Genomic DNA, 19436 nt, shown 5'->3' with positions numbered 1-19436 from the left:
GGTTCACTTCAAAAAAACTTGCTTTTCCTGATCAGACAGTGTATAATATATATTGTCGTAGGAAAAGATAAGTAAGGTCTGGTGGTAATAGCGAAGAGGTCACACCTGTTCCCATGTCGAACACAGTAGTTAAGCTCTTCAGCGCCAATGGTAGTTGGGTTCGCCCTGCGAGAGTAGGACGCTGCCAGGCAGAGTATTTCCTTTATATTATCGCGGGGTGGAGCAGGGGTAGCTCGTCGGGCTCATAACCCGAAGGTCGCAGGTTCAAATCCTGCCCCCGCAACCAATTTTTCACTTATTACTTAGTGGAAAATGGCAGTACACAAAGTGTACAGTCAAAAGTTTATTGCACTAATACATAGTAGCAACATTGGTCCGGTAGTTCAGTTGGTTAGAATGCCTGCCTGTCACGCAGGAGGTCGCGGGTTCGAGTCCCGTCCGGACCGCCATACATAAAACGTTCAAAAGCTTTAGGATTACTCCTAAAGCTTTTTTTATATGTGTATTTCCCATCCAACTAGTGTAATACTTTCCGCTGCACCTGCTGACTGGGCGTTTGTAAGTGTTGTCTGCATGAAATGCGGCATGCTCTCGCTCTTGCTGAAAGCGCGCTGCAGCCGGGAGGCACTCTTATATGGAGATACAGGGAAGCACTGCAATCCGATTGTGGAGAGCAGGATATGGTTAGTACCACTTGAAAGAGGCACGCTCCCCATATTAAAGACAGGCACCACTTGATCAAACGTATTATCAGCACCAATTTTACCTGAACTATTTTGCTGATTCAGCTGGACAGAGTTGTAATGATTTGGAGAAGGTACTAAATGATAAAGTGAATTCTCCCCAATGGATAACCAATACAAATAACCCGCTTTACGTACAGCGATTAAACAGGAAGCATTACCGTTTACCTTGGCTGCCGTTGAGCGGAAACGTACGCTGTTGAACATACTCATCAGAAAGCTGTCGATCTTTTTTATTGCGCTGGAAACATCTTCATCAAGCGTCTCAGTGATTTTCCTTTGCCTGAGTATGAGGGAGTCTGCGATGAAGGCAGCACTTTCTACTGTATGCTGTGCCCCCATGACAACTGCTAGCTCCCAATCGGCTCCAGTAAGGATAAGACAAGCATTCTCGTTCTTATAAGCACCATGCGCAATGCTTCCGCCGAAGCGCCCGATCCAGACATGCTGGTATCCGCTCAGATCGACTTGATCCAGATAGGATTTCATCTCACCATTCCAGCTGTAGTTGTACATTTGCTCTAATGCTTCCATATACATACTCCTTTATTGGCTGATAATATAAGTATTCTCCATAAATCCACGAAAGCCTTTTTGTTTCTAGTGCTTTTGCTTTTAGGCTATATTTTGCTATGATGAATAGATGAACAAAGAATGAAAGTGAGTCAGGTGACGGTTATGACCCAATTTATAAAGAAGATGCATACAATAGAAGATACCAATTCGTTTGGCCAAAAGCTGGCCGAACTGCTTCAGCCTGGAGATATCATCACGATGGAAGGAGACCTTGGTGCAGGAAAGACGACGCTGACTAAAGCAATAGGTGCGGGTCTAGGTGTGAAAAGGACGATAAACAGTCCTACCTTCACAATCATCAAGGAGTATGAAGGACGTCTGCCGTTATATCATATGGATGTTTACCGGTTAGAGAACAGCGATGAAGATATCGGTTTCGAGGAGTATTTTTCAGGGGAAGGTGTTTCCATTGTAGAATGGGCACAATTCATTGAAGACTATTTGCCAAAGGAACGACTGGAGCTTACGCTCAAGCATGATGGAGAAGCAAGAACAATCTTACTGCAGCCAATTGGTGAACGTTATGAAAAGCTTTGTAAGGAGTTAGCGGAATGAATATATTAGCGATGGATACTTCCAATCAGCTGCTAGGAGTAGCGATTGTGAAAGATGGAGTGACATTAGGTGAACATGTTATGCATGGACACAGAGATCACTCGGTTCGATTGCTTCCCGCAATCGAACAATTGATGAAGGAAACAAAAACGACACCTGCTGATTTAGATCGAATTGTCGTTGGCCAGGGACCTGGTTCATACACAGGTGTTCGAATCAGTATGGCAACTGCAAAAACAATGGCATGGGCACTTGGCATCGATGTCATCGGTGTTTCAAGTCTGGAAGGTCTTGCGCATCAAGGGGAGCTATTCTCAGGATATGTTTGTCCTTTCTTCGATGCTCGCAGAGGCCAAGTGTATACTGCTCTTTACGCCAGCAATAGTGACTCCTTTGAACAAATAGACGAAATCGTCAATCCGCTATTCTCGGATTGGCTGGAACAGCTACGAGAAAAAGGCGAAAGAATATTGTTTCTAAGCCCTGATATCGAGATGTACCGCAGTATGATCATTGAGATACTGGGTGAGCAAGCAATAATCCCAGAAGCTGCTATACATTACGCTCGTCCATCTGTACTTGCTCAGATAGGAGCTGCAAGGAAAGCAGATGATTTGCACCAAATCGTACCAAATTATGTTCGTATGACAGAGGCTGAGTCAAATTGGCTTAAGCAGCAGGAGCAGCAGAAGTGAGCGCAAAAGTGACCGTACGTCCGATGCAATTAGCCGATGTGCCAGCTGTCTATACAATTGAGACTGCATCTTTTGCAACTCCATGGACCATCGATATCTTTGAACGTGAAATTACGGAAAATACGTTTGCAAATTATTTTGTCATTGAAAGTGATGGCGTAATTGCTGGTTATTGCGGTATGTGGCTCGTCATTGATGAAGCACAGATCACGAATATTGCTATACTGCCGAACTTTCGAGGTCAGAAACTGGGCGAGAAGCTGTTTGCCCATGTAATGGAACAAGCAATTATGGCAGGGGCTTACCGTTTATCTCTAGAGGTACGTGTAACTAATGTACCGGCACAGCATTTATACCGGAAATTTGGTTTAGTACCGGGCGGTATCCGGAAAAACTATTATACAGACAATCAGGAAGACGCGATTGTAATGTGGGTGAATTTATGAAAACATCAGAACTTATTTTAGCAATAGAAACAAGCTGTGATGAAACAGCGGCAGCCGTCATTGAGGGAGGCAGGATCATCAGATCCAATATTGTTGCGTCCCAAATTGAGAGCCATAAGCGTTTTGGCGGTGTAGTGCCGGAAATAGCATCCAGGCATCATGTGGAACAAATTACGCTCGTCATTGAAGAAGCGATCCAGCAAGCTGGAATTCAGAAAGAAGAGCTGGACGCGATTGCTGTGACACAGGGGCCCGGTCTTATCGGAGCATTGCTTGTTGGTGTGAATGCAGCCAAAGCGCTGGCGTTCTCCATTGGCAAACCGCTGATTGGTGTCCACCATATAGCGGGACATATCTATGCCAACCGACTGGAGCAGGAGTTCAAGTTCCCGCTGCTTGCATTGGTCGTTTCTGGCGGTCATACAGAGCTTGTTCTTATGAAAGAACATGGCAGCTTTGAAGTAATTGGAGAGACACGTGACGATGCAGCAGGTGAGGCTTATGACAAGGTAGCCAGGACATTGCAGCTGCCTTATCCGGGAGGTCCCCGCATTGATAAGCTAGCAGCAGAAGGCGAGCAATCCATTGATTTCCCTCGTGCATGGCTAGAACCAGAGAGCTATGATTTTAGCTTTTCCGGTTTGAAATCTGCGGTCATCAACACACTGCATAATGCCAAGCAAAAGGGAGAAACATTTGCACCTGCAGATGTAGCGGCAAGCTTCCAAGCCAGTGTAGTAGATGTGCTTGTAGGGAAAACAATCCGAGCGGCCGAAGCATTCGGCGCAAAGCAAGTCATTGTTGCGGGTGGTGTTGCTGCCAACAGGGGGCTGCGCGCTTCTTTGGAAGAAGTGTTTGCAGACAAGCAAGCTGATCTGCTTATCCCGCCGCTTGCTCTATGCACGGATAACGCAGCCATGATTGGTGCTGCGGCATCCATCCTTTATCAGCAAGAAAAATTCGCGGATTTATCTATGAATGCTAAGGCATCTATGCCGTTATAAAAAAAGCATCGTTTTCTTTATGAAAACGATGCTTTTTTATTCACAGTCTATATTCTGAATTGTGCATAACTTATTAAAACCCACTATTAGTACCAGGTATAGAAGTGGATAAAACTGTGCAAAAGCGCTGTGGATTCTGTGGATATTGTGCATAACCTTGTGTATATCCCATTAAATCAACAATGAAAACGCATTTAGTCCTGTGTATAACTTTCCTGTTCTTCGCTAAGTATTTCCCATTCTTCCATTACTTCTAGCAGTGTTGCCTGCAGCTCTTCATTCTTTTCAGTGATTTCCTGGGCTTTCTGATAATCTTGGAAAATTGTCGGATCGGTAAGCAAAGTCTCATTTGTTTCAATCTCTGTCTCCAGTTCAACTATCTTTTCTTCTAGCTCTGAAATGCGTCGTTCCCGTTTCCGGATTTCCCGCTTTATTGCCTTATCTTGATGATAAGAGGATTTGTTCTCCGACATAACAGTTCTCTGCTTCGTTTCTTCTGCCATAGCTTCCAAGGCAGCAATCTCCTGCTTCTCTTGTTTCTTTTCTATAAAGTAATCATAGTTGCCTAAGTAGGATAAAATCTGCTTGTCCGCCATTTCCAGTACTTGTGTGGAAACTTTATTCATGAAGTAACGGTCATGGGAGACAAAGAGTATAGTACCTGGGTAGTCGGCCAATGCACCTTCCAATACTTCCTTGCTGTCTAAATCAAGGTGGTTGGTCGGTTCATCCATGATCAAGAGATTCGATTTCTGCATCATTAGCTTCGCCAGAGCAAGGCGGGCCTTTTCGCCACCACTCAGTGTGTTGACTACTTTGAGGACATCATCGCCAGTGAACAGGAAGTTACCAAGAATGGTGCGGATATTCTTCTCATCCATAAGCGGATACTCATCCCATAGCTCAGCAAGGACACTCTTCGATGAATGCAATTCCGTCTGCTCCTGGTCGTAATAGCCTATACTGACGCCTGTGCCTACCTCTACCTGACCGGATTTAGCAGGCAGCTTTCCGATAATGGTCTTGAGCAATGTCGTCTTACCCGTTCCGTTCGGCCCGGTGAGAGCGATACGGTCTTGACGATTCATATGGAAGGTAACGTGCTCAAAGACAGGGGAGGTACTCTCTGGATATTGATAAGCCAAGTCTTTTACCTTCAATACATCATTTCCGCTTCGACGATCGATATCAAATGTGAGCTTTGCAGATGATGCGTCATGGAGCGGCCGGTCGATTCGTTCCATCTTCTCCAACTGTTTACGTCTGCTTTGTGCGCGTTTCGTCGTTGTGGCACGTGCGATGTTCTTTTGAACGAATTCTTCCATCTTTTTGATTTCAGACTGCTGTTTCTCGTATTGCTTCAGCTCGCGTTCGAAATTGGCAGCTTTCTGTTCGAGATAGTTACTGTAATTTCCTTTGTAACGAACAGAGTGATTGTGCGCTATCTCAATTACGGTATTAACAGTTTTGTCGAGGAAGTAACGGTCATGCGATACAACTACGACAGCCCCTTGATAACTGCTCAAGTAACCTTCCAGCCAGTCCAAGGTTGAAATGTCCAAATGGTTCGTCGGCTCATCCAGTATTAATACGTCCGGTTTCTGGAGAAGGAGTTTTCCTAGGGCAAGACGCGTTTTTTGCCCGCCGCTTAATGAACCTATCGGAGTAGACAAGTCTTTGTCTCCGAAACGGAGGCCATTCAGCACGGAACGGATATCTGCTTCATATTGATAGCCTCCGTTTAAACGGAAGGCTTGTTGTTTTGTATCATAATTGGTTAGAAGCTGCTGGTAGGCTGTCTCGTCTGAAATAAGATCAGGGTCTCCCATCCTTGCTTCGAGACGGCGCAGCTCTTCCTCTTGCTGAATAAGATCAGCGAAGACAGTCTTCATTTCTTCCAGGATGCTTTTTTCCGACTCTAAGCCTGTATGCTGCTCCAGGTACCCAAGTGTGGCATCCTTTGCTAGGAATACATTTCCTTCGTCATAGCTTAATTCTCCTGCAAGGATCTTCAGCAAGGTCGATTTTCCGGCACCGTTTCGTCCTACGATGGCTAATCGGTCCTGTGTTTGTACTTCCAGTTTTATATTTGATAAAATGACGTCTGCGCCAAATAGTTTCGTTATATTGTTCGCTTGCAATAAAATCATTCTGTTCACCTCATACTATCAGTGTATCCTATGTGACAAAACAGTAGCAAGCGCCGAATTTCAGCACTTTTAGCTTTCATGCGGATGGACATCAGAAATGATTTTGTTAAAATGGAGACAAGGTGACTCTCATCATCTTTCTTTGTGAATCTGTACAAGACTTTCCTTCTTAAATCTGTTAGAATAAGTTGTTAACTATAATCGTACTTTGTGAAAGTATCATTTCGTAATAATTCAAGGACGAAGCCGCAGGCAGCATCTGCAACTCCTTATAGATGCCAGAAAGGAACCTGTCTGCAGCCATTATTCCATTCTTTAGGGATAGTGCTGGTCATATACGACAAGAGGTAACAGAACGGTATCGTTCTAGTCCGATAGGCCTTTTGATCAGCTGCATGGCTGCACGAAGTTCGCTTCTGGAAGCTGCAGGCTTTAGGAGGATAAATGAGCATGTATATGGATCAAAATAAAATACCAAAAGCTACGGCAAAGCGGCTGCCACTTTATTATCGATTTCTCAACAGTCTGCATCTGCAGGGTAAAACAAGAGTCTCATCTAAAGAACTCAGTGAATCGGTTAAAGTTGACTCAGCTACAATCCGCCGTGACTTTTCCTATTTCGGAGCACTTGGCAAGAAAGGCTATGGTTATAATGTAGAGTATTTGCTGAACTTCTTCCGGAAGACACTAGATCAAGATGAGATCACAAGAGTGGCGCTTATCGGGGTCGGTAATCTTGGAACAGCATTCTTGAATTATAACTTTACGAAGAATAACAATACAAAAATAGAAATGGCATTCGATACGGATCCAGGAAAAGTGGATCATAATATCGGCGGTGTCCCTGTATACCATATTGATGATTTGGAAGAATATATCGGCAACGTAAGTGCAGCGATCCTGACGGTGCCAGCGCAAGCTGCCCAAGCAATCACTGACCGCCTTGTCGAGTGTGGTATTGCTGGAATCCTGAACTTTACACCAGCGCGAATCGCAGTACCGAGCAATATCCGTGTGCATCATATCGATTTGGCTATCGAATTGCAGTCATTAGTTTATTTTTTGAAGCATTATTGATTCAAGCACCTCTCATGCAGAGGTGTTTTTTTCTTACATACGATTATCCAAATCATTTTACTTATCACGTTAATCGCGGTTAAATCATGACTAAGCAAGGATACTAGGATATAAGAAGCGGAAGGGAAGTGAAAATATGATACAGCAAGCCGCCATCACGTTACAGGAAGTGGTGTATGAAACAGAGGAGAACAAAATCATCTGCGGTATAACAGGCAGATTCACGAAGGGGAAGATCACAGCGATAATCGGTCCGTCAGGCGCAGGAAAGACGACACTTTTTCGATTATGTAATGGATTGCTTTCACCCTCAGGCGGAAATATACTGATCAACGGGAAGGAAATCTTAACGTTTGATCCTGTGAGCTTGCGCCGTCATGTCGGTATCGTTCTCCAGCAGGCAACTATGCTGGAAGGAAGCGTTCGGGACAATTTGGCATTGCCTTTACAGCTTGATGGAAAGGAGCTGACAGATGACGAGGCACAACGGATGATACAGTTAGTAGGGCTCGATCCAGACATATTGGATCGAAACAGCAGGGATTTATCGGGAGGCCAGAAGCAGAAGGTTTCCATTGCTCGAACACTGCTGAATGAGCCAGAGATTTTGCTGCTGGATGAAATCACATCTTCCTTGGATCGAGTTTCCAGGCAGGACATAGAGAAACTGATTGAATGGATCAATAGAGAGACTGGAACGACTGTCATATGGATAACGCATAATCTGGAACAGGCAAAGTCAGTCGCAGAAGAAGTCTGGGTCATGATAGACGGCCGTATTGCCGAAGCGGGACCGATTGAAATGCTGGATCATCCAGAAAATGATGATGTCAAACACTTTGTCATGGAGGAGGGAAAATGAGCGCACTTGCTTTAATACTCACCTTGATATTCGTCCTTATTCCACTTTTCTTATCTAAGACATTACAGCTTGGACTCGAAAAAGATACGCTCATTGCCACAGTCCGTTCCATCATTCAGCTGTTTGCAGTTGGCTATGTGCTACAGTTTATCTTTGACTCCGAAAATATCCTTTATATATTCCTGATGGTTGCGCTCATGATTGGTGCAGCAGTACAAAACGCAAGGAAAAAAGGAGCATCGATAAGAGGCATCACATGGAAGCTAGTGCTTACCTTCGTTGTAATTGAAGTACTGACACAAGGGATTTTGTTAGGGCTTCATATTACACCGGCAACTGCACAATACATCATCCCATTAAGCGGAATGGTGATAGGAAACTCTATGGTGCTAGGTATTTTGTTTTTAAACCGATTCACTTCAGAAGTGTCATCCAGAAGAGAGGAGACTGAGCTTATCCTTTCTTTAGGTGGCACACCAAAGCAAGCAATTCAACACTCGTTGCTGGCATCCATTAAGGCAAGTACTATTCCGACAATAGAAAGCCAGAAGACAATCGGACTAGTCCAGCTGCCAGGTATGATGAGCGGTCAGATCATTGCTGGAGCAGATCCGCTCCAGGCCGTCATGTTCCAGCTCCTGATTCTCTTCCTGCTGCTGACAACTGCTATTGTTACAAGTACTATGCTTGGCTTTTTATCTTATCCGACGAAATTTAATGAGCGGATGCAAGTTATTGATTAGAATACAGTCTCATTTAAAGAAATCTATGCAGCATTGAAAAGCCGCCAATTAAAAGGGACGGCTTTTTTCTTGTATTACATAGGGAAAGGTTCAAGTTCACTATCAATAATAGTAGCATCATATACGAAGCTGACATTGCCATCGCCCTGATAAACTCCGACTTCATATTCATCATTATTGCTATACATAATAAGTGTGGCATCAACTGCTGCATAAGAAGCTGTTTCGTGCATTTCCTCGCGCTCGCATTCATTGATACATTCCATTATCTCTTTTATTTGCACCTGATCTGTTATTGTTTTTGATGGGTCAGTTGACTCCGCATCGTACACTTCAATCCGTTCTATCTTTTCTTCAATAAAAGCCTCTTTCTGAAAAGGCTCGAAAGCAGCATGAATCCAAACAATAACTCCAATAATTAGAAGAAAGACAATAAGGAAACTAATAGTTTTAGACAGCAACCTTTCTCCCCCCTTAATTCTTTTTTTCCATCATCTCACACTTTTCCAAAAGGATATTTAATGTTATTGTTAATTTCATACAGAAAAGTTTCGGGTATCGAAGTTTTTTCGTCTTCTCGTTTGTTAGCGCTATTTTAAGGGAAATGGCTACTATCTTGGTTGTAGGAGGCGCTAGTATGTATGAGAAAATCTTATTGGCTGTCGACGGTTCAGAGAATTCAATTCGAGCGACAGAAGAAGTAATCAAAATTTGTCAGGCCAGCACACATCCTGTACAGCTGGAAATTACCCATGTTATCCAAGATGTAAGTAATAGCGAGATTGTTCTGCAGCAAGTAAAGCCGGATAATAGGAACCGGGACGGAGAACTTCGTATCCAGCCAAACGAAGCGGAACTGCAAAATGCGAATATTCCTTATACCCGTACCATTGAACGTGGAGATGCCGGTAAAACGATTGCCAATAAAGCAAATAATGATACGTTCGACTTGGTTGTGATCGGAACAAGAGGTTTGAATGGATTACAGAAGCTTGTGGTTGGAAGTGTAAGTACGGAAGTGATCAAAAGAGCGAATTGCCCAGTGTTGGTCGTAAAATAAGAAGGTTACCAACTGGTGTGAAACGCAAAAACAGTTGGGAGTATGCATGTGAGTAAATTAGAATCCAAATGGTTGGTTGTTGTTGCTGTCCTTTTTGGGACATTCACTGTTATTTTGAACAATAGTATGCTGAATCCGGCACTGCCATCATTGATTTCCACATTCGATGCCAATGCTGTCAGTGTTGGCTGGATACTGACCATATTCATGGTTGCAATGGGTATGACGATGCCTGTCACCGGCTACCTTGGTGATCGGTTCGGGAAAAAGAGTATCTATCTGCTTGGCCTTGTGATATTTCTTGCAGGGTCCATTTTTGGTATCTTTTCCAGCAGTCTGCCATTTGTCATCACGGCACGTTTTATTCAAGGGATAGGCGGGGGATTGATGATGCCGATATCAATGGCACTCATATTCCAGGCTTTCCCGAAACAGGAGCGCGGACTTGCTGTCGGTGTGTATGGTGTAGCGGCAATGGTAGCTCCTGCCATCGGACCGACAATTGGCGGTGTGCTGATTGCGTACTTACCATGGCCGTTCCTATTCGCTTTTAATTTGCCGTTCGGTCTCCTCGGTTTACTTATGGCTAGTCGTTACTTGAAATCGACCGTAGCTAATCCGGAACGCCGATTCGACAAGGGTGGCTTCGTATTCGTTACACTGGGTATAGGTTTAGTACTGTTTGCTCTAGGTCGTGGACAGACACTTGATGTACTTGTATCGACATCTAACCTTGCGCTGATTGCAGCTGGAATACTAGCCATTGTTATTTTTGTTTACTATGAGCGGCGAAAAGAGCAGCCATTATTGGAGCTCTCTCTCTTCCGTAACCCAACCTATACAGTTTCGATACTGGTCACAGCGACAGCTTCTATTGGGTTATTTTCTGGTATATTCCTGCTGCCATTATTAATTCAGAATGTCTACGGACTTAGTGAGATTCAAACAGGTTTACTCTTTCTTCCAGCAGCATTGTTCAGCGGTGCCATGATGTCATTGGGCGGCAAGCTTTTAGATAAGAAAGGGCCGCGCTGGGTAGTACCTCCTGGTCTGCTGATTCTAGCTATAGCTACTTTCCTAATAGGAAATCTCAGTCTGTCTACACCATTCTGGCTTATCCTTGTAATCAATATGCTACGTGGTGCAGGTCTCGGGCTCAGCAATATGCCTGCCACTACCGCAGGAATGAACGATATACCAGAACACCTTGTCTCCCAAGGTTCTGCAATGAACAATGTTTTACGTCAAATATCGTCCGCCTTCGGAATCGTATTCTTCAGCATCTACTTTGAAGTGCGCCGAGCGCATCTCACAGCTGCAGGAGAAGCAGCTCAGCAGGCAAGTTTACAAACAATCAATGAAGCCTTTGTCTTTTCCGGCATCTTAATACTCATCATGGTTCCGATATCATTCATTATGCGCTATAAGACAGAGAAGAAGCAGGAGCACAAAGTAAAAAAAGCTTCTAATGGCTGATATAAAAGCAATCAGTTGATAAGTATGGCACGTAGAACAATGGCTTGAGTGAACAGCATTTCCCGGGACATCGACTTAGTCACAAGGGATCTGATTAATCTAAAAAATACCCTCTGAAGCATTGATATGCTCCAGAGGGTATTTTTTTAGAAATCTACATCTTTGCCTTCAAAGGCAGCAACAAATAGCTGTTTCATTTGTTCAACAGATGTCTCACGTGGGTTAGTGCCAGTACATGGATCTGTAACTGCATTAGCAGCCATATTGTTTACACGAGCATAGAATAACTCCTCGGCAACGCCGAAATCACGTAGATTCAATGGAATCTCCATTTCACGGTTCAAATCGCGAATCCATTCAATTAGAGAGTCTGTCAGTTCAGCATCGGCAGAGCCGCTTAATTGCAGACGGCGGGCAATGCTAGCATATCTTTCTTCCGATACAGATCTATTGAACTGGATAACATACGGTAAATAAATCGCATTAGCCAATCCATGGGCTATACCGAAAGTAGGACCGCTCTTATGTGCCATGCTGTGGACATTACCGAGTACGGCATTTGCAAATGCCATACCAGCCATCGCCTGTGCATAATGCACTTGTTCCCGGGAAATGCGTTCACCATTATAAGAAGCTATCAGGTGGTTACGAAGAATTTCTGCTCCTTCGATAGCCAGCGAATCAGTGAATACGGTCCGTGGTTTCGCTACATAGGATTCAATGCAATGCGTGACTGCATCCATGCCGGTGAAAGCAGTAATATGTTTTGGCATATCAAAGATAGTGATTGGATCAATGATTGCGATATCAGGAGTAAGTTCAAAGTCAGCCAATGGATATTTGATTTTTGTTTTGGAGTCAGTCACAACGGATAGATTGGATATTTCGGATGCGCTGCCGCTTGTTGTCGGAATTCCGATGAATTTTGCTTTCGAACGCAATGCTGGCAATTCAAATGGTTTTGTGGCATCTTCAAATGATAGGTCTGGATGCTCGTAGAACACCCACATCGCTTTAGCTGCATCCATAACGGATCCGCCGCCGATTCCAATAACCCAGTCTGGACCGAACTGTTCAAAGTCATTTAAAGCTTCATTTATTTTGTCAGTTGTAGGCTCCTCACGGATACCTTCAATTACTTTAGTCTGGATACCAGCTTTCTCAAGGTGAGACTGGACACGGTCCAAGACACCGCTTTTTCTGGCAGAAGCCCCACCGATGACAAGCATCGCTTTATTTCCTTTAATGCTTTCTAGTACTTCCAAAGCACCTTCGCCAAAGTAAATATCACGAGGTATAGTAAATCTATTCATATGATCATGCCCTCCTAAAAAAGTAATATAGCCAGTGAGAAACGGGCTATCCCTTTGCAACTCTTATTATAGGGAGTATAATTTCACTATGTAAGTACGCACTTTTTTCTTACATAGTGACGAAAAGTATACTGTAAGGAGGAATGGCGGATGAGTCGTTTGGAAAAACAGAAATTCAATTGTGAGAAGGAACTGACATTGTCCATCATCGGCGGAAAGTGGAAAATGCTGATTATGTGGCATCTAGGCAAGGAAGGGACAAAACGCTTCAATGAACTGAAGGGCCTGATTCCAGGTATTACACAGCGCATGCTCGTTTCGCAGCTGAGAGAATTGGAAGATGATCAGATTGTGCACCGCGAAGTGTATCCAGTTGTCCCGCCAAAAGTTGAGTATTCCCTGACAGAAGAAGGCCTGTCATTGCTGCCGATTCTTGATGCAATGTATGCGTGGGGAAAGAACTATTCTAATACTGTTTTAAAAGATACAGATGTACTGGAAAGCAATTCGGCTTTTAAATAATATTTAATAGATAAAGAACCCATCCTCTTGTGTGAAGGATGGGTTCTTTATTTAAAAGTTGATTTAACTTGTGTATTGAAAAAAAGAGGGCGACATTGCCCTCTTTTTTGATTACTTCAAGAATTGCTCTTTAAAGAAGTCCAACTGATAATCTAATGTTAATGCATCGTTGAACAAGAATGCATTTGCATCAGCAGTCAAGACATGACCTTCTTTTACAGCAGGAATTTCCTTGAACATTTCTGTTTCCTGATAGGAGTTATCTTGGTCGCTGTATTCGCTGATGACAAGATAATCGCCGACATATTCAGGAAGTACTTCAGAGGAAATCATGGTATAGCCGTCTTTATCCGTCATTTCCTTCACTTTATCCGGCATAGAAAGTCCCATTGCTTGATAAAGGACTTCTGTACCGCGGCCCCAGCTGTCGCCAAGCACACCCATGCCTTTTTCGTAGCTTTCCATTACAGTGACAGTAGCATCTACACCGATTTTAGCTTTGATTTCATCACCTGTTGTTTTCGCGCGTTCTTTGAAATCATCCACCCATTGCTGTGCTTCATCGCCCTTGTTCAGCAGTTTTCCGATTTCAACATGCTGTGTCAGGTAATCGACCTTGTTGTATGTGTACGTGACAGTAGGGGCAATTTCTTTGAACTTGTCCAGATTTTTAGTTGTGTCTGCTGCGATAATTAAATCTGGCTTCAGTTCAAGGATTTTTTCTACATCTTCCTCGCTTACTGTTTCCGCATCTTTTAATCCGTCTGCCAGTACAGGGCTGCTTTTTGCCCATTGATCTACACCGACGATATTGCCTCCAAGGGATAGTACATCACCGGCATAAGATGCCAAGACTACAATTCTTTGCGGATCGGTCGGTACTTCAACAGGACCTGTTTCGGATTCGTATGTAAAGGTTTCATTCGTCTCTTTTTCGCTGCCAGAAGCAGTAGATTCTTCTGAAGAACCGCATGCGCTGAGGATAAGTAAGAAGAGAGCGATTAAAGCAATTCCTATTTTTTTCATAGTTGTTTACCTGCTTTCGTATACTTTTTCGATAATGATAATCATTATCATTTATGCTTTGACTATAAATGTATTTCTGCACAATGTCAATTACTTCTAGTATTTAGTTGAGTAAAGGCTATTGCGCAATGTTAGGATTGTACATAATTAAGATGAAACACTGCTACGAGCATGTGTTGCCAGATGATAATTATTGACTATAGGGTCTATATTCCTGTTTATCAGAAAGATATTGATAACGCTTACATTAGGGGTTATAACTATATGAAGCGCCTTACAACAAATGAGGAGGTTGGGTGAATGGATAGGTTCAAGAAGATGATTGGGAAGTCATTCGTTTTATCTCTTGTGCTAGTACTGCTGTTTATTCCGAATGCATCAGCAAATTTCTGGGACATTTCAGGAGAAACAATGCTGCATGATCCGTCCATTACAAGGGAGGGGAATGTATGGTGGGCATTTGGAACCGGAGAAGTGAATAAAACAGGTATACGTGTGCTGCGGTCAGAGGATGGAAGGCGCTGGGGAGCAACGCCAGTCATCTTCCCCCAAGCATTGTCCTGGTGGAAACAACACGTTCCTAATCATGCAAGCAACCAATGGGCACCTGATGTATCCTATTACAACGGCAGGTACTGGGTATTTTACTCTGTCTCGTCTTTTGGATCGAATACTTCCTTGATAGGCCTTACCTCAACAAGTAGTATCCAATCTGGAAATTGGAGGGATGATGGACTGGTTATCAAATCAACATCAGCAAATAATTACAACGCGATAGATGGTGATTTGGTAATTGATAAAAATGGGGAACCATGGATGTCGTTCGGATCCTTCTGGAGTGGTATTAAGCTTACCAAGCTGGATAAAAATACGATGAAACCAACCGGACAGCTTTACTCGATTGCAGCTAGACCTAATGATCCTGATCACGCCATAGAAGCACCGAATATTACTTACAAGGACGGGTATTATTATCTGTTTGTTTCCTTCGATAATTGCTGCAGAGGGGTAGATAGTGATTACAAGATTGCTGTCGGCAGATCCAAAGACATTACGGGACCATATGTTGACCGTAATGGACAAAGAATGCTTGATGGAGGTGGAACGATTTTTGATTCGGGGAATAATCGTTGGATTGGTCCGGGTCATCAGGATGTTTATAATAACAATGTTATCGTCCGGCATGCCTATGATGCTGAAAATAACGGAATACCGCGTCTTTTAATTAATGATTTGTATTGGGATTCAAGTGGTGGGCCTAGATATTAATAGATAATAAATAAAGGCTGCAGAACAGTTTCTGCAGCCTTTATTTATTATGTTAAGATTAAAGGAGCTGATAAATTCTTTGGACAATCTGGTGAAAAAAGGAGTTTATGCATTTGGAATTAGACACGATTTTACTCATTATACTTTTTGGATTTCTTGCCGCATTTATTGATTCTGTTGTCGGAGGGGGCGGGCTGATTACTATTCCGGCATTGCTGTTTGCTGGATTGAACCCTGCAGCTGCGGTGGCAACGAATAAACTGGCCGGAACGCTGGGGTCCTTTACAAGCACCCTTATGTTCTATCGATCTGGCAACCTGGAATTGAAATCAGTCATGAAATTATTTCCGTTATCTTTCATCGGTTCTTTGCTCGGAGCATGGACTGTGCACATTATCGATCCAGCGCTGTTTAAGCCGCTCATGCTGGTAATGCTGATTGCTGTAGCTATTTACACCATCATGAAAAAGGATTGGGGAAGCGTCTCCACTTATGAACGATTAACACCAAAAAGACTGCTTATTTTTGCAGCAGTCCTGACTCTTATCGGTTTCTATGACGGTTTTCTCGGACCTGGGACAGGCTCATTCCTCATGTTCGCTTTCCTGTTCATCGGCTTTGATTTCCTGCGTGCGGCCGGCAACGCAAAGCTTTTGAACTTCAGCAGTAATATTTCGGCACTGATCCTTTTTATGATTTTAGGGCAAGTACATTACACAATAGGCTTGATCATGGGGATATCCGGTATTTTTGGCTCCATTGCAGGATCTCGTTTTGCAATCAAGCGTGGCAGCGGATATGTACGTATTCTGTTCATAGTCGTAACGACTGTGCTGATTGTGAAGAATGTGTATGATTACATAAAGGAAATCATGTAAAAAAGGCCGCTCAGGCCTTTTTTTGTATTTAGTATCAGCTTTCTAATCAGATAAAAGTGCGGTACCAGATCACGCTCTGCCAAACGGATCACGCTCCGATTCCCAGCACCTTTAACCACAGGTTACTTGCTGAAAACGATACCAGGTCAAGTGTTTTTTCAAACACGGAAACGTTATACTGTAATCAAGTACATAGCGAAAGGGAGAACATATGGCGACAATCAAAGATTTAGCCAGGATGGCCGGAGTCTCAGTGACGACTGTTTCCCGGGTGCTCAATGATCATCCTTATGTGAGCGAGGAGAAGCGGAAAGCTGTGCTGGAGGCCATCGAGCGAACTGGATATGAAAAGAATGTAAATGCGGTACATTTGAAAACAGGAAAAACGCAGCTCATCGGTGTGGTGCTGCCTTTTTCGGATCATCCTTATTTCGCACGTCTTTTGAAAGGAATATCGAAGCAGGCGTTTCTGCATAACTTCAAGCTCGTATTGATCCAGACAGATTATCAGATTGAGAGGGAGAAAGACGCACTGCAGATGCTCCGGCAAAAGCAGATAGATGGGCTGATTATCTGTTCGCGCAGCTGCGAGTTGATCTTGATAAAGTCTTATACGCAGTATGGACCGATAGTTGTATGTGAGAATGTACCGGAGGACTTGTCATCTTCGTATGTGGATCATTATCAGGCGTTTCAGGATGCGCTTCTCTATCTATACGAGGAAGGGCACCGCAGAATCGGCTATTCCGTGTCCAGGCTGGATGGGGCGAGCAGTAAAAAAAGAGATGCTGCTTACCGGGATTTTCTTGCAGCAAGAAAACTGCAATATCGTACAAATTATGTGTTCGATAAGATGCTGTATTTCGAGGACGGTGAGATGATAGTAAGAAAGCTCCAGCTAATGGAAGATCCGCCATCAGCGTTGATATTAACAAGCGACCAAGTTGCTGCTGGTGTGATAACTTATGCAAATAAGGTTGGTGTACGTATTCCGGAAGAGCTGGCGATTATCGGTTTCGATGACCTTCCAATGGCCCGAATGATGGATATTACAAGTATGCATCTGCCTTTGGAAGAAATGGGAGAGCATCTGTTCCAGCAAGTTATGGAGAAGAAAACGAACCAGAAGCTATTCCATACTAAACTAATCAAGCGGAAAACGGTGTGAAGTTCTTATGTTTTTGGAGGAGAAATTATGTTTGGAACATTATTCAATGTAGCAATGATCATCATCGGCAGTACACTCGGGACTGTCTTTAAGAAAGGAATGAAAGATAGATACCAAACAATCCTTATGCAGGCCATGGGATTAGCCGCACTAGCATTAGGTGTTAATGCTATAGTTGGACATCTACCAGACAGTAAATATTCTGTTCTATTTATTATCAGTTTGGCAATCGGAGCAATAGTGGGTGAAAAGCTGGATCTGGATGCAAGATTTACGAACGTAGTAAAGAAGTTCTCCAAGTCGAATTTAGCAGAAGGTCTATCTACAGCAATCCTTTTATTCTGTATAGGATCTCTTTCTATACTAGGTCCAGTTGAAGCGGCACTACATGGTAACTATTCCTACCTGCTGGCAAATGGGATGCTAGACTTTGTAACTTCTTTGGTCCTGGCATCAACCTTCGGATTTGGAATCGCATTATCAGCAGGAGTCTTATTCGTATGGCAGGGGTCGATTTATGTAGTGGCAAAAGCATTGGAAAGTGCAGTGAATGTGGATTTATTAAATGAAGTGAGCATAGTAGGCGGCGTTCTGATCATGGCATCAGGCTTAAGCATACTAGGTATAAAGAAGTTCAAAACAATGAATTTCTTGCCCGCACTGCTTGTTCCGCCCGTCTTCTTTTTGATATTAAAGATTTTTTAATCAGGAATAAGGAGGAGTAGCATGGATAGAGAGGTAAAAGAGGCATTCATAAAATCCAAATCTAAGGACAAGCAAGAAAGCTATGAAGCATATCTATACATACTACAAGCCACAGAAAAGCGAGTGGATTGGGCATATGAAGTCTGGGATGACTTGCTGGACGGTTTAACGGATAAAGATAATCATCAGCGTTCCCGATCAGCACAATACTTAGCTAATCTGGCAAAGAGTGATCCGGAAAATAGAATGCTTACAGATTTGCCACGGCTCTGGGCAGTGACAAGGGATGAGAAGTTCGTTACTGCTAGGCATAGCCTGCAATCTATCTGGAAGGTCGGGCTTTCCGGCACAGAACAAAATGATAGGATTATGGAATATATGGTCGATCGATTTAAAAACGGGACAGATGAAAAAAATTATACGTTAATTCGTTTTGACGTCATGCAAAATATGAGACATCTGTATGACCAGTTGGACGATGAAGCTATCAAGCAAACAGCGATGGAATTGATAGATACGGTCGAGGATGATAAGTATAAGAAAAAGTATAAGAGTGTATGGAGATAACACAATACTAGCGGAAGAATATAGGGCAGCAGACATACATAATTTTTTCGGGGAGTGGAGAAATAAGATGTATGAAACACGACTGGCGAAACGTGTAGAATTGCCTTTGATTAGGAATTATTGGTACTGTATGGCAAGTGAAATGGGAGAGTTAGACGGTATACCTGTGCCTAGTTCGCAAAGAGGCTTGGAAGTTATAGCTCTTTTCGAGAAGGAATTCAACGAAGGAAATCTAGTGTTCAGAGTTGCTATGGATGAGAAAGACGAAATAATAGCTTGTGCCGGTGGTTTGATGAGAGAAGAATATGTATTTCCTTTGAGTGAAGAAAAGTCGAAGTTCGGATGGGTTATAGCAGTTTATACGATGCCCTCGCATAGAAAAAGAGGACTGGCTTCCCGTTTAGTAGAGGAAGTATGCGGCTGGCTAAAAGATCAAGGAGCGGAGAGGGCAAGATTGTGGTCCAGCTCCAGTGCGAGAGGGATGTATGAAGAGCTGGGATTCAGAACTATGATGGATATGGAGAAGACATTGTAGTAGTATAAATCAAATCCTGGATAAAAGGGTGCGCAAGTGAAGAATAAAAAGTAGAAGGAGGCTGGG

General features: G+C 43.3%; 21 protein-coding genes, 2 tRNA genes and 1 rRNA gene. 19 read left to right on the top strand and 5 right to left on the bottom strand.

Annotation, left to right across the window (positions count from 1 at the left end; translation table 11 throughout):
• The first annotated feature begins 77 nt into the window (after positions 1-77).
• The 3 genes from rrf (at position 78) to CHH48_RS10340 (ending at position 449) form a co-directional block, all read left to right on the top strand.
• Positions 78-190: ribosomal RNA gene (gene rrf, locus CHH48_RS10350) — 5S ribosomal RNA — on the top strand.
• Positions 191-211: 21 nt separating this feature from the next.
• Positions 212-286, top strand: a tRNA-Met gene (locus tag CHH48_RS10345).
• 86 nt (positions 287-372) lie between these two features.
• A tRNA-Asp gene (locus tag CHH48_RS10340) sits at positions 373-449 on the top strand.
• A gap of 45 nt (positions 450-494) precedes the next feature.
• On the opposite strand, the gene CHH48_RS10335 is transcribed toward CHH48_RS10340, so the two are convergent.
• A complete protein-coding gene (locus tag CHH48_RS10335) occupies positions 495-1277 on the bottom strand; it encodes a hypothetical protein (RefSeq protein ID WP_095219069.1) in 783 nt (260 codons plus the stop codon).
• 144 nt (positions 1278-1421) lie between these two features.
• On the opposite strand from CHH48_RS10335, the gene tsaE reads away from it, so the two are divergent.
• Genes tsaE through tsaD form a run of 4 tightly spaced genes read left to right on the top strand, consistent with a single transcriptional unit; the run spans position 1422 to position 4019 of the window.
• The gene (gene tsaE / locus CHH48_RS10330; protein WP_095219068.1) at positions 1422-1874 is read left to right on the top strand and encodes a tRNA (adenosine(37)-N6)-threonylcarbamoyltransferase complex ATPase subunit type 1 TsaE; all 453 of its coding nucleotides are present in this window, start codon (positions 1422-1424) and stop codon (positions 1872-1874) included.
• On the top strand, positions 1871-2569 hold the full coding sequence (gene tsaB, locus CHH48_RS10325; RefSeq protein WP_095219067.1) for a tRNA (adenosine(37)-N6)-threonylcarbamoyltransferase complex dimerization subunit type 1 TsaB: 699 nt from the start codon (positions 1871-1873) through the stop codon (positions 2567-2569). Before tsaE ends, tsaB begins: the two co-directional genes overlap by 4 nt.
• Positions 2566-3015, top strand: coding sequence for a ribosomal protein S18-alanine N-acetyltransferase (rimI, locus tag CHH48_RS10320; protein ID WP_342747527.1), 450 nt, complete (start codon positions 2566-2568; stop codon positions 3013-3015). The genes tsaB and rimI overlap by 4 nt, the downstream gene beginning before the upstream one ends.
• Complete coding sequence (gene tsaD, locus CHH48_RS10315) at positions 3012-4019, top strand: tRNA (adenosine(37)-N6)-threonylcarbamoyltransferase complex transferase subunit TsaD (RefSeq protein WP_095219066.1); 1008 nt, start codon at positions 3012-3014, stop codon at positions 4017-4019. The genes rimI and tsaD overlap by 4 nt, the downstream gene beginning before the upstream one ends.
• Positions 4020-4213: 194 nt before the next feature.
• Here the strand turns inward: tsaD and CHH48_RS10310 are convergent, their stop codons facing one another.
• The gene (locus tag CHH48_RS10310; RefSeq protein ID WP_095219065.1) at positions 4214-6169 is read right to left on the bottom strand and encodes an ABC-F family ATP-binding cassette domain-containing protein; all 1956 of its coding nucleotides are present in this window, start codon (positions 6167-6169) and stop codon (positions 4214-4216) included.
• A gap of 450 nt (positions 6170-6619) precedes the next feature.
• Between CHH48_RS10310 and CHH48_RS10305 the strand changes: the two genes are divergently transcribed.
• From CHH48_RS10305 to CHH48_RS10295, 3 genes are all read left to right on the top strand, one after another.
• The gene (locus tag CHH48_RS10305; protein ID WP_095219064.1) at positions 6620-7246 is read left to right on the top strand and encodes a redox-sensing transcriptional repressor Rex; all 627 of its coding nucleotides are present in this window, start codon (positions 6620-6622) and stop codon (positions 7244-7246) included.
• A gap of 136 nt (positions 7247-7382) precedes the next feature.
• Positions 7383-8108, top strand: a complete 726-nt coding sequence (locus tag CHH48_RS10300) for an ABC transporter ATP-binding protein (RefSeq protein ID WP_095219063.1) — start codon at positions 7383-7385, stop codon at positions 8106-8108.
• Complete coding sequence (locus tag CHH48_RS10295) at positions 8105-8851, top strand: ABC transporter permease (protein WP_095219062.1); 747 nt, start codon at positions 8105-8107, stop codon at positions 8849-8851. The genes CHH48_RS10300 and CHH48_RS10295 overlap by 4 nt, the downstream gene beginning before the upstream one ends.
• 74 nt (positions 8852-8925) lie before the next feature.
• On the opposite strand, the gene CHH48_RS10290 is transcribed toward CHH48_RS10295, so the two are convergent.
• On the bottom strand, positions 8926-9312 hold the full coding sequence (locus CHH48_RS10290) for a hypothetical protein (protein ID WP_095219061.1): 387 nt from the start codon (positions 9310-9312) through the stop codon (positions 8926-8928).
• 176 nt (positions 9313-9488) lie between these two features.
• On the opposite strand from CHH48_RS10290, the gene CHH48_RS10285 reads away from it, so the two are divergent.
• Entirely contained in the window at positions 9489-9911 is a 423-nt protein-coding gene (locus CHH48_RS10285) for a universal stress protein (protein WP_095219060.1), read from the top strand.
• A gap of 42 nt (positions 9912-9953) precedes the next feature.
• Positions 9954-11387 (top strand): MDR family MFS transporter, encoded by a 1434-nt coding sequence (locus CHH48_RS10280; RefSeq protein ID WP_428848879.1) that lies wholly within the window; start codon positions 9954-9956, stop codon positions 11385-11387.
• 146 nt (positions 11388-11533) lie between these two features.
• On the opposite strand, the gene CHH48_RS10275 is transcribed toward CHH48_RS10280, so the two are convergent.
• Positions 11534-12700, bottom strand: a complete 1167-nt coding sequence (locus CHH48_RS10275) for an iron-containing alcohol dehydrogenase (protein ID WP_095219058.1) — start codon at positions 12698-12700, stop codon at positions 11534-11536.
• Between the two features lie 150 nt (positions 12701-12850).
• Here CHH48_RS10275 and CHH48_RS10270 point away from each other — a divergent pair, with 150 nt between their 5' ends.
• The gene (locus CHH48_RS10270; RefSeq protein ID WP_038558186.1) at positions 12851-13222 is read left to right on the top strand and encodes a winged helix-turn-helix transcriptional regulator; all 372 of its coding nucleotides are present in this window, start codon (positions 12851-12853) and stop codon (positions 13220-13222) included.
• A 111-nt stretch (positions 13223-13333) separates the two neighbouring features.
• Here CHH48_RS10270 and CHH48_RS10265 read toward each other — a convergent pair whose 3' ends face one another.
• Positions 13334-14248, bottom strand: a complete 915-nt coding sequence (locus CHH48_RS10265; RefSeq protein WP_095219057.1) for an iron-hydroxamate ABC transporter substrate-binding protein — start codon at positions 14246-14248, stop codon at positions 13334-13336.
• A gap of 300 nt (positions 14249-14548) precedes the next feature.
• Here CHH48_RS10265 and CHH48_RS10260 point away from each other — a divergent pair, with 300 nt between their 5' ends.
• The 6 genes from CHH48_RS10260 (at position 14549) to CHH48_RS10235 (ending at position 19370) form a co-directional block, all read left to right on the top strand.
• Positions 14549-15517 (top strand): glycoside hydrolase family 43 protein, encoded by a 969-nt coding sequence (locus tag CHH48_RS10260; RefSeq protein ID WP_095219056.1) that lies wholly within the window; start codon positions 14549-14551, stop codon positions 15515-15517.
• Positions 15518-15624: 107 nt separating this feature from the next.
• The gene (locus CHH48_RS10255) at positions 15625-16395 is read left to right on the top strand and encodes a TSUP family transporter (protein WP_095219055.1); all 771 of its coding nucleotides are present in this window, start codon (positions 15625-15627) and stop codon (positions 16393-16395) included.
• A 211-nt stretch (positions 16396-16606) separates the two neighbouring features.
• Positions 16607-17563, top strand: coding sequence for a LacI family DNA-binding transcriptional regulator (locus CHH48_RS10250; protein WP_095219054.1), 957 nt, complete (start codon positions 16607-16609; stop codon positions 17561-17563).
• 27 nt (positions 17564-17590) lie between these two features.
• On the top strand, positions 17591-18268 hold the full coding sequence (locus tag CHH48_RS10245; RefSeq protein ID WP_095219053.1) for a DUF554 domain-containing protein: 678 nt from the start codon (positions 17591-17593) through the stop codon (positions 18266-18268).
• A gap of 21 nt (positions 18269-18289) precedes the next feature.
• Positions 18290-18835, top strand: coding sequence for a hypothetical protein (locus CHH48_RS10240; RefSeq protein ID WP_095219052.1), 546 nt, complete (start codon positions 18290-18292; stop codon positions 18833-18835).
• Positions 18836-18902: 67 nt separating this feature from the next.
• The gene (locus CHH48_RS10235; RefSeq protein WP_245840340.1) at positions 18903-19370 is read left to right on the top strand and encodes a GNAT family N-acetyltransferase; all 468 of its coding nucleotides are present in this window, start codon (positions 18903-18905) and stop codon (positions 19368-19370) included.
• The last annotated feature ends 66 nt before the right edge of the window (positions 19371-19436 follow it).

The organism is Terribacillus saccharophilus (genome assembly GCF_002272075.1).
Lineage (GTDB): Bacteria > Bacillota > Bacilli > Bacillales > Amphibacillaceae > Terribacillus > Terribacillus saccharophilus_A.
This window is presented reverse-complemented; position numbering and strand designations above follow the sequence as displayed.

Bases quoted from the DNA above. Each gene is read 5' to 3' on its own strand.
- CHH48_RS10335 (WP_095219069.1), bottom strand. From the start codon at position 1,277: ATGGAAGCATTAGAGCAAATGTACAACTACAGCTGGAATGGTGAGATG.
- CHH48_RS10310 (WP_095219065.1), bottom strand. From the start codon at position 6,169: ATGATTTTATTGCAAGCGAACAATATAACGAAACTATTTGGCGCAGAC.
- CHH48_RS10300 (WP_095219063.1), top strand. From the start codon at position 7,383: ATGATACAGCAAGCCGCCATCACGTTACAGGAAGTGGTGTATGAAACA.
- CHH48_RS10305 (WP_095219064.1), top strand. From the start codon at position 6,620: ATGTATATGGATCAAAATAAAATACCAAAAGCTACGGCAAAGCGGCTG.
- tsaD (WP_095219066.1), top strand. From the start codon at position 3,012: ATGAAAACATCAGAACTTATTTTAGCAATAGAAACAAGCTGTGATGAA.
- CHH48_RS10240 (WP_095219052.1), top strand. From the start codon at position 18,290: ATGGATAGAGAGGTAAAAGAGGCATTCATAAAATCCAAATCTAAGGAC.
- CHH48_RS10250 (WP_095219054.1), top strand. From the start codon at position 16,607: ATGGCGACAATCAAAGATTTAGCCAGGATGGCCGGAGTCTCAGTGACG.
- tsaE (WP_095219068.1), top strand. From the start codon at position 1,422: ATGACCCAATTTATAAAGAAGATGCATACAATAGAAGATACCAATTCG.
- CHH48_RS10235 (WP_245840340.1), top strand. From the start codon at position 18,903: ATGTATGAAACACGACTGGCGAAACGTGTAGAATTGCCTTTGATTAGG.
- CHH48_RS10255 (WP_095219055.1), top strand. From the start codon at position 15,625: ATGCATTTGGAATTAGACACGATTTTACTCATTATACTTTTTGGATTT.
- CHH48_RS10275 (WP_095219058.1), bottom strand. From the start codon at position 12,700: ATGAATAGATTTACTATACCTCGTGATATTTACTTTGGCGAAGGTGCT.
- CHH48_RS10245 (WP_095219053.1), top strand. From the start codon at position 17,591: ATGTTTGGAACATTATTCAATGTAGCAATGATCATCATCGGCAGTACA.
- tsaB (WP_095219067.1), top strand. From the start codon at position 1,871: ATGAATATATTAGCGATGGATACTTCCAATCAGCTGCTAGGAGTAGCG.
- CHH48_RS10265 (WP_095219057.1), bottom strand. From the start codon at position 14,248: ATGAAAAAAATAGGAATTGCTTTAATCGCTCTCTTCTTACTTATCCTC.
- CHH48_RS10285 (WP_095219060.1), top strand. From the start codon at position 9,489: ATGTATGAGAAAATCTTATTGGCTGTCGACGGTTCAGAGAATTCAATT.
- CHH48_RS10280 (WP_428848879.1), top strand. From the start codon at position 9,954: ATGCATGTGAGTAAATTAGAATCCAAATGGTTGGTTGTTGTTGCTGTC.
- CHH48_RS10270 (WP_038558186.1), top strand. From the start codon at position 12,851: ATGAGTCGTTTGGAAAAACAGAAATTCAATTGTGAGAAGGAACTGACA.
- CHH48_RS10295 (WP_095219062.1), top strand. From the start codon at position 8,105: ATGAGCGCACTTGCTTTAATACTCACCTTGATATTCGTCCTTATTCCA.
- CHH48_RS10260 (WP_095219056.1), top strand. From the start codon at position 14,549: ATGGATAGGTTCAAGAAGATGATTGGGAAGTCATTCGTTTTATCTCTT.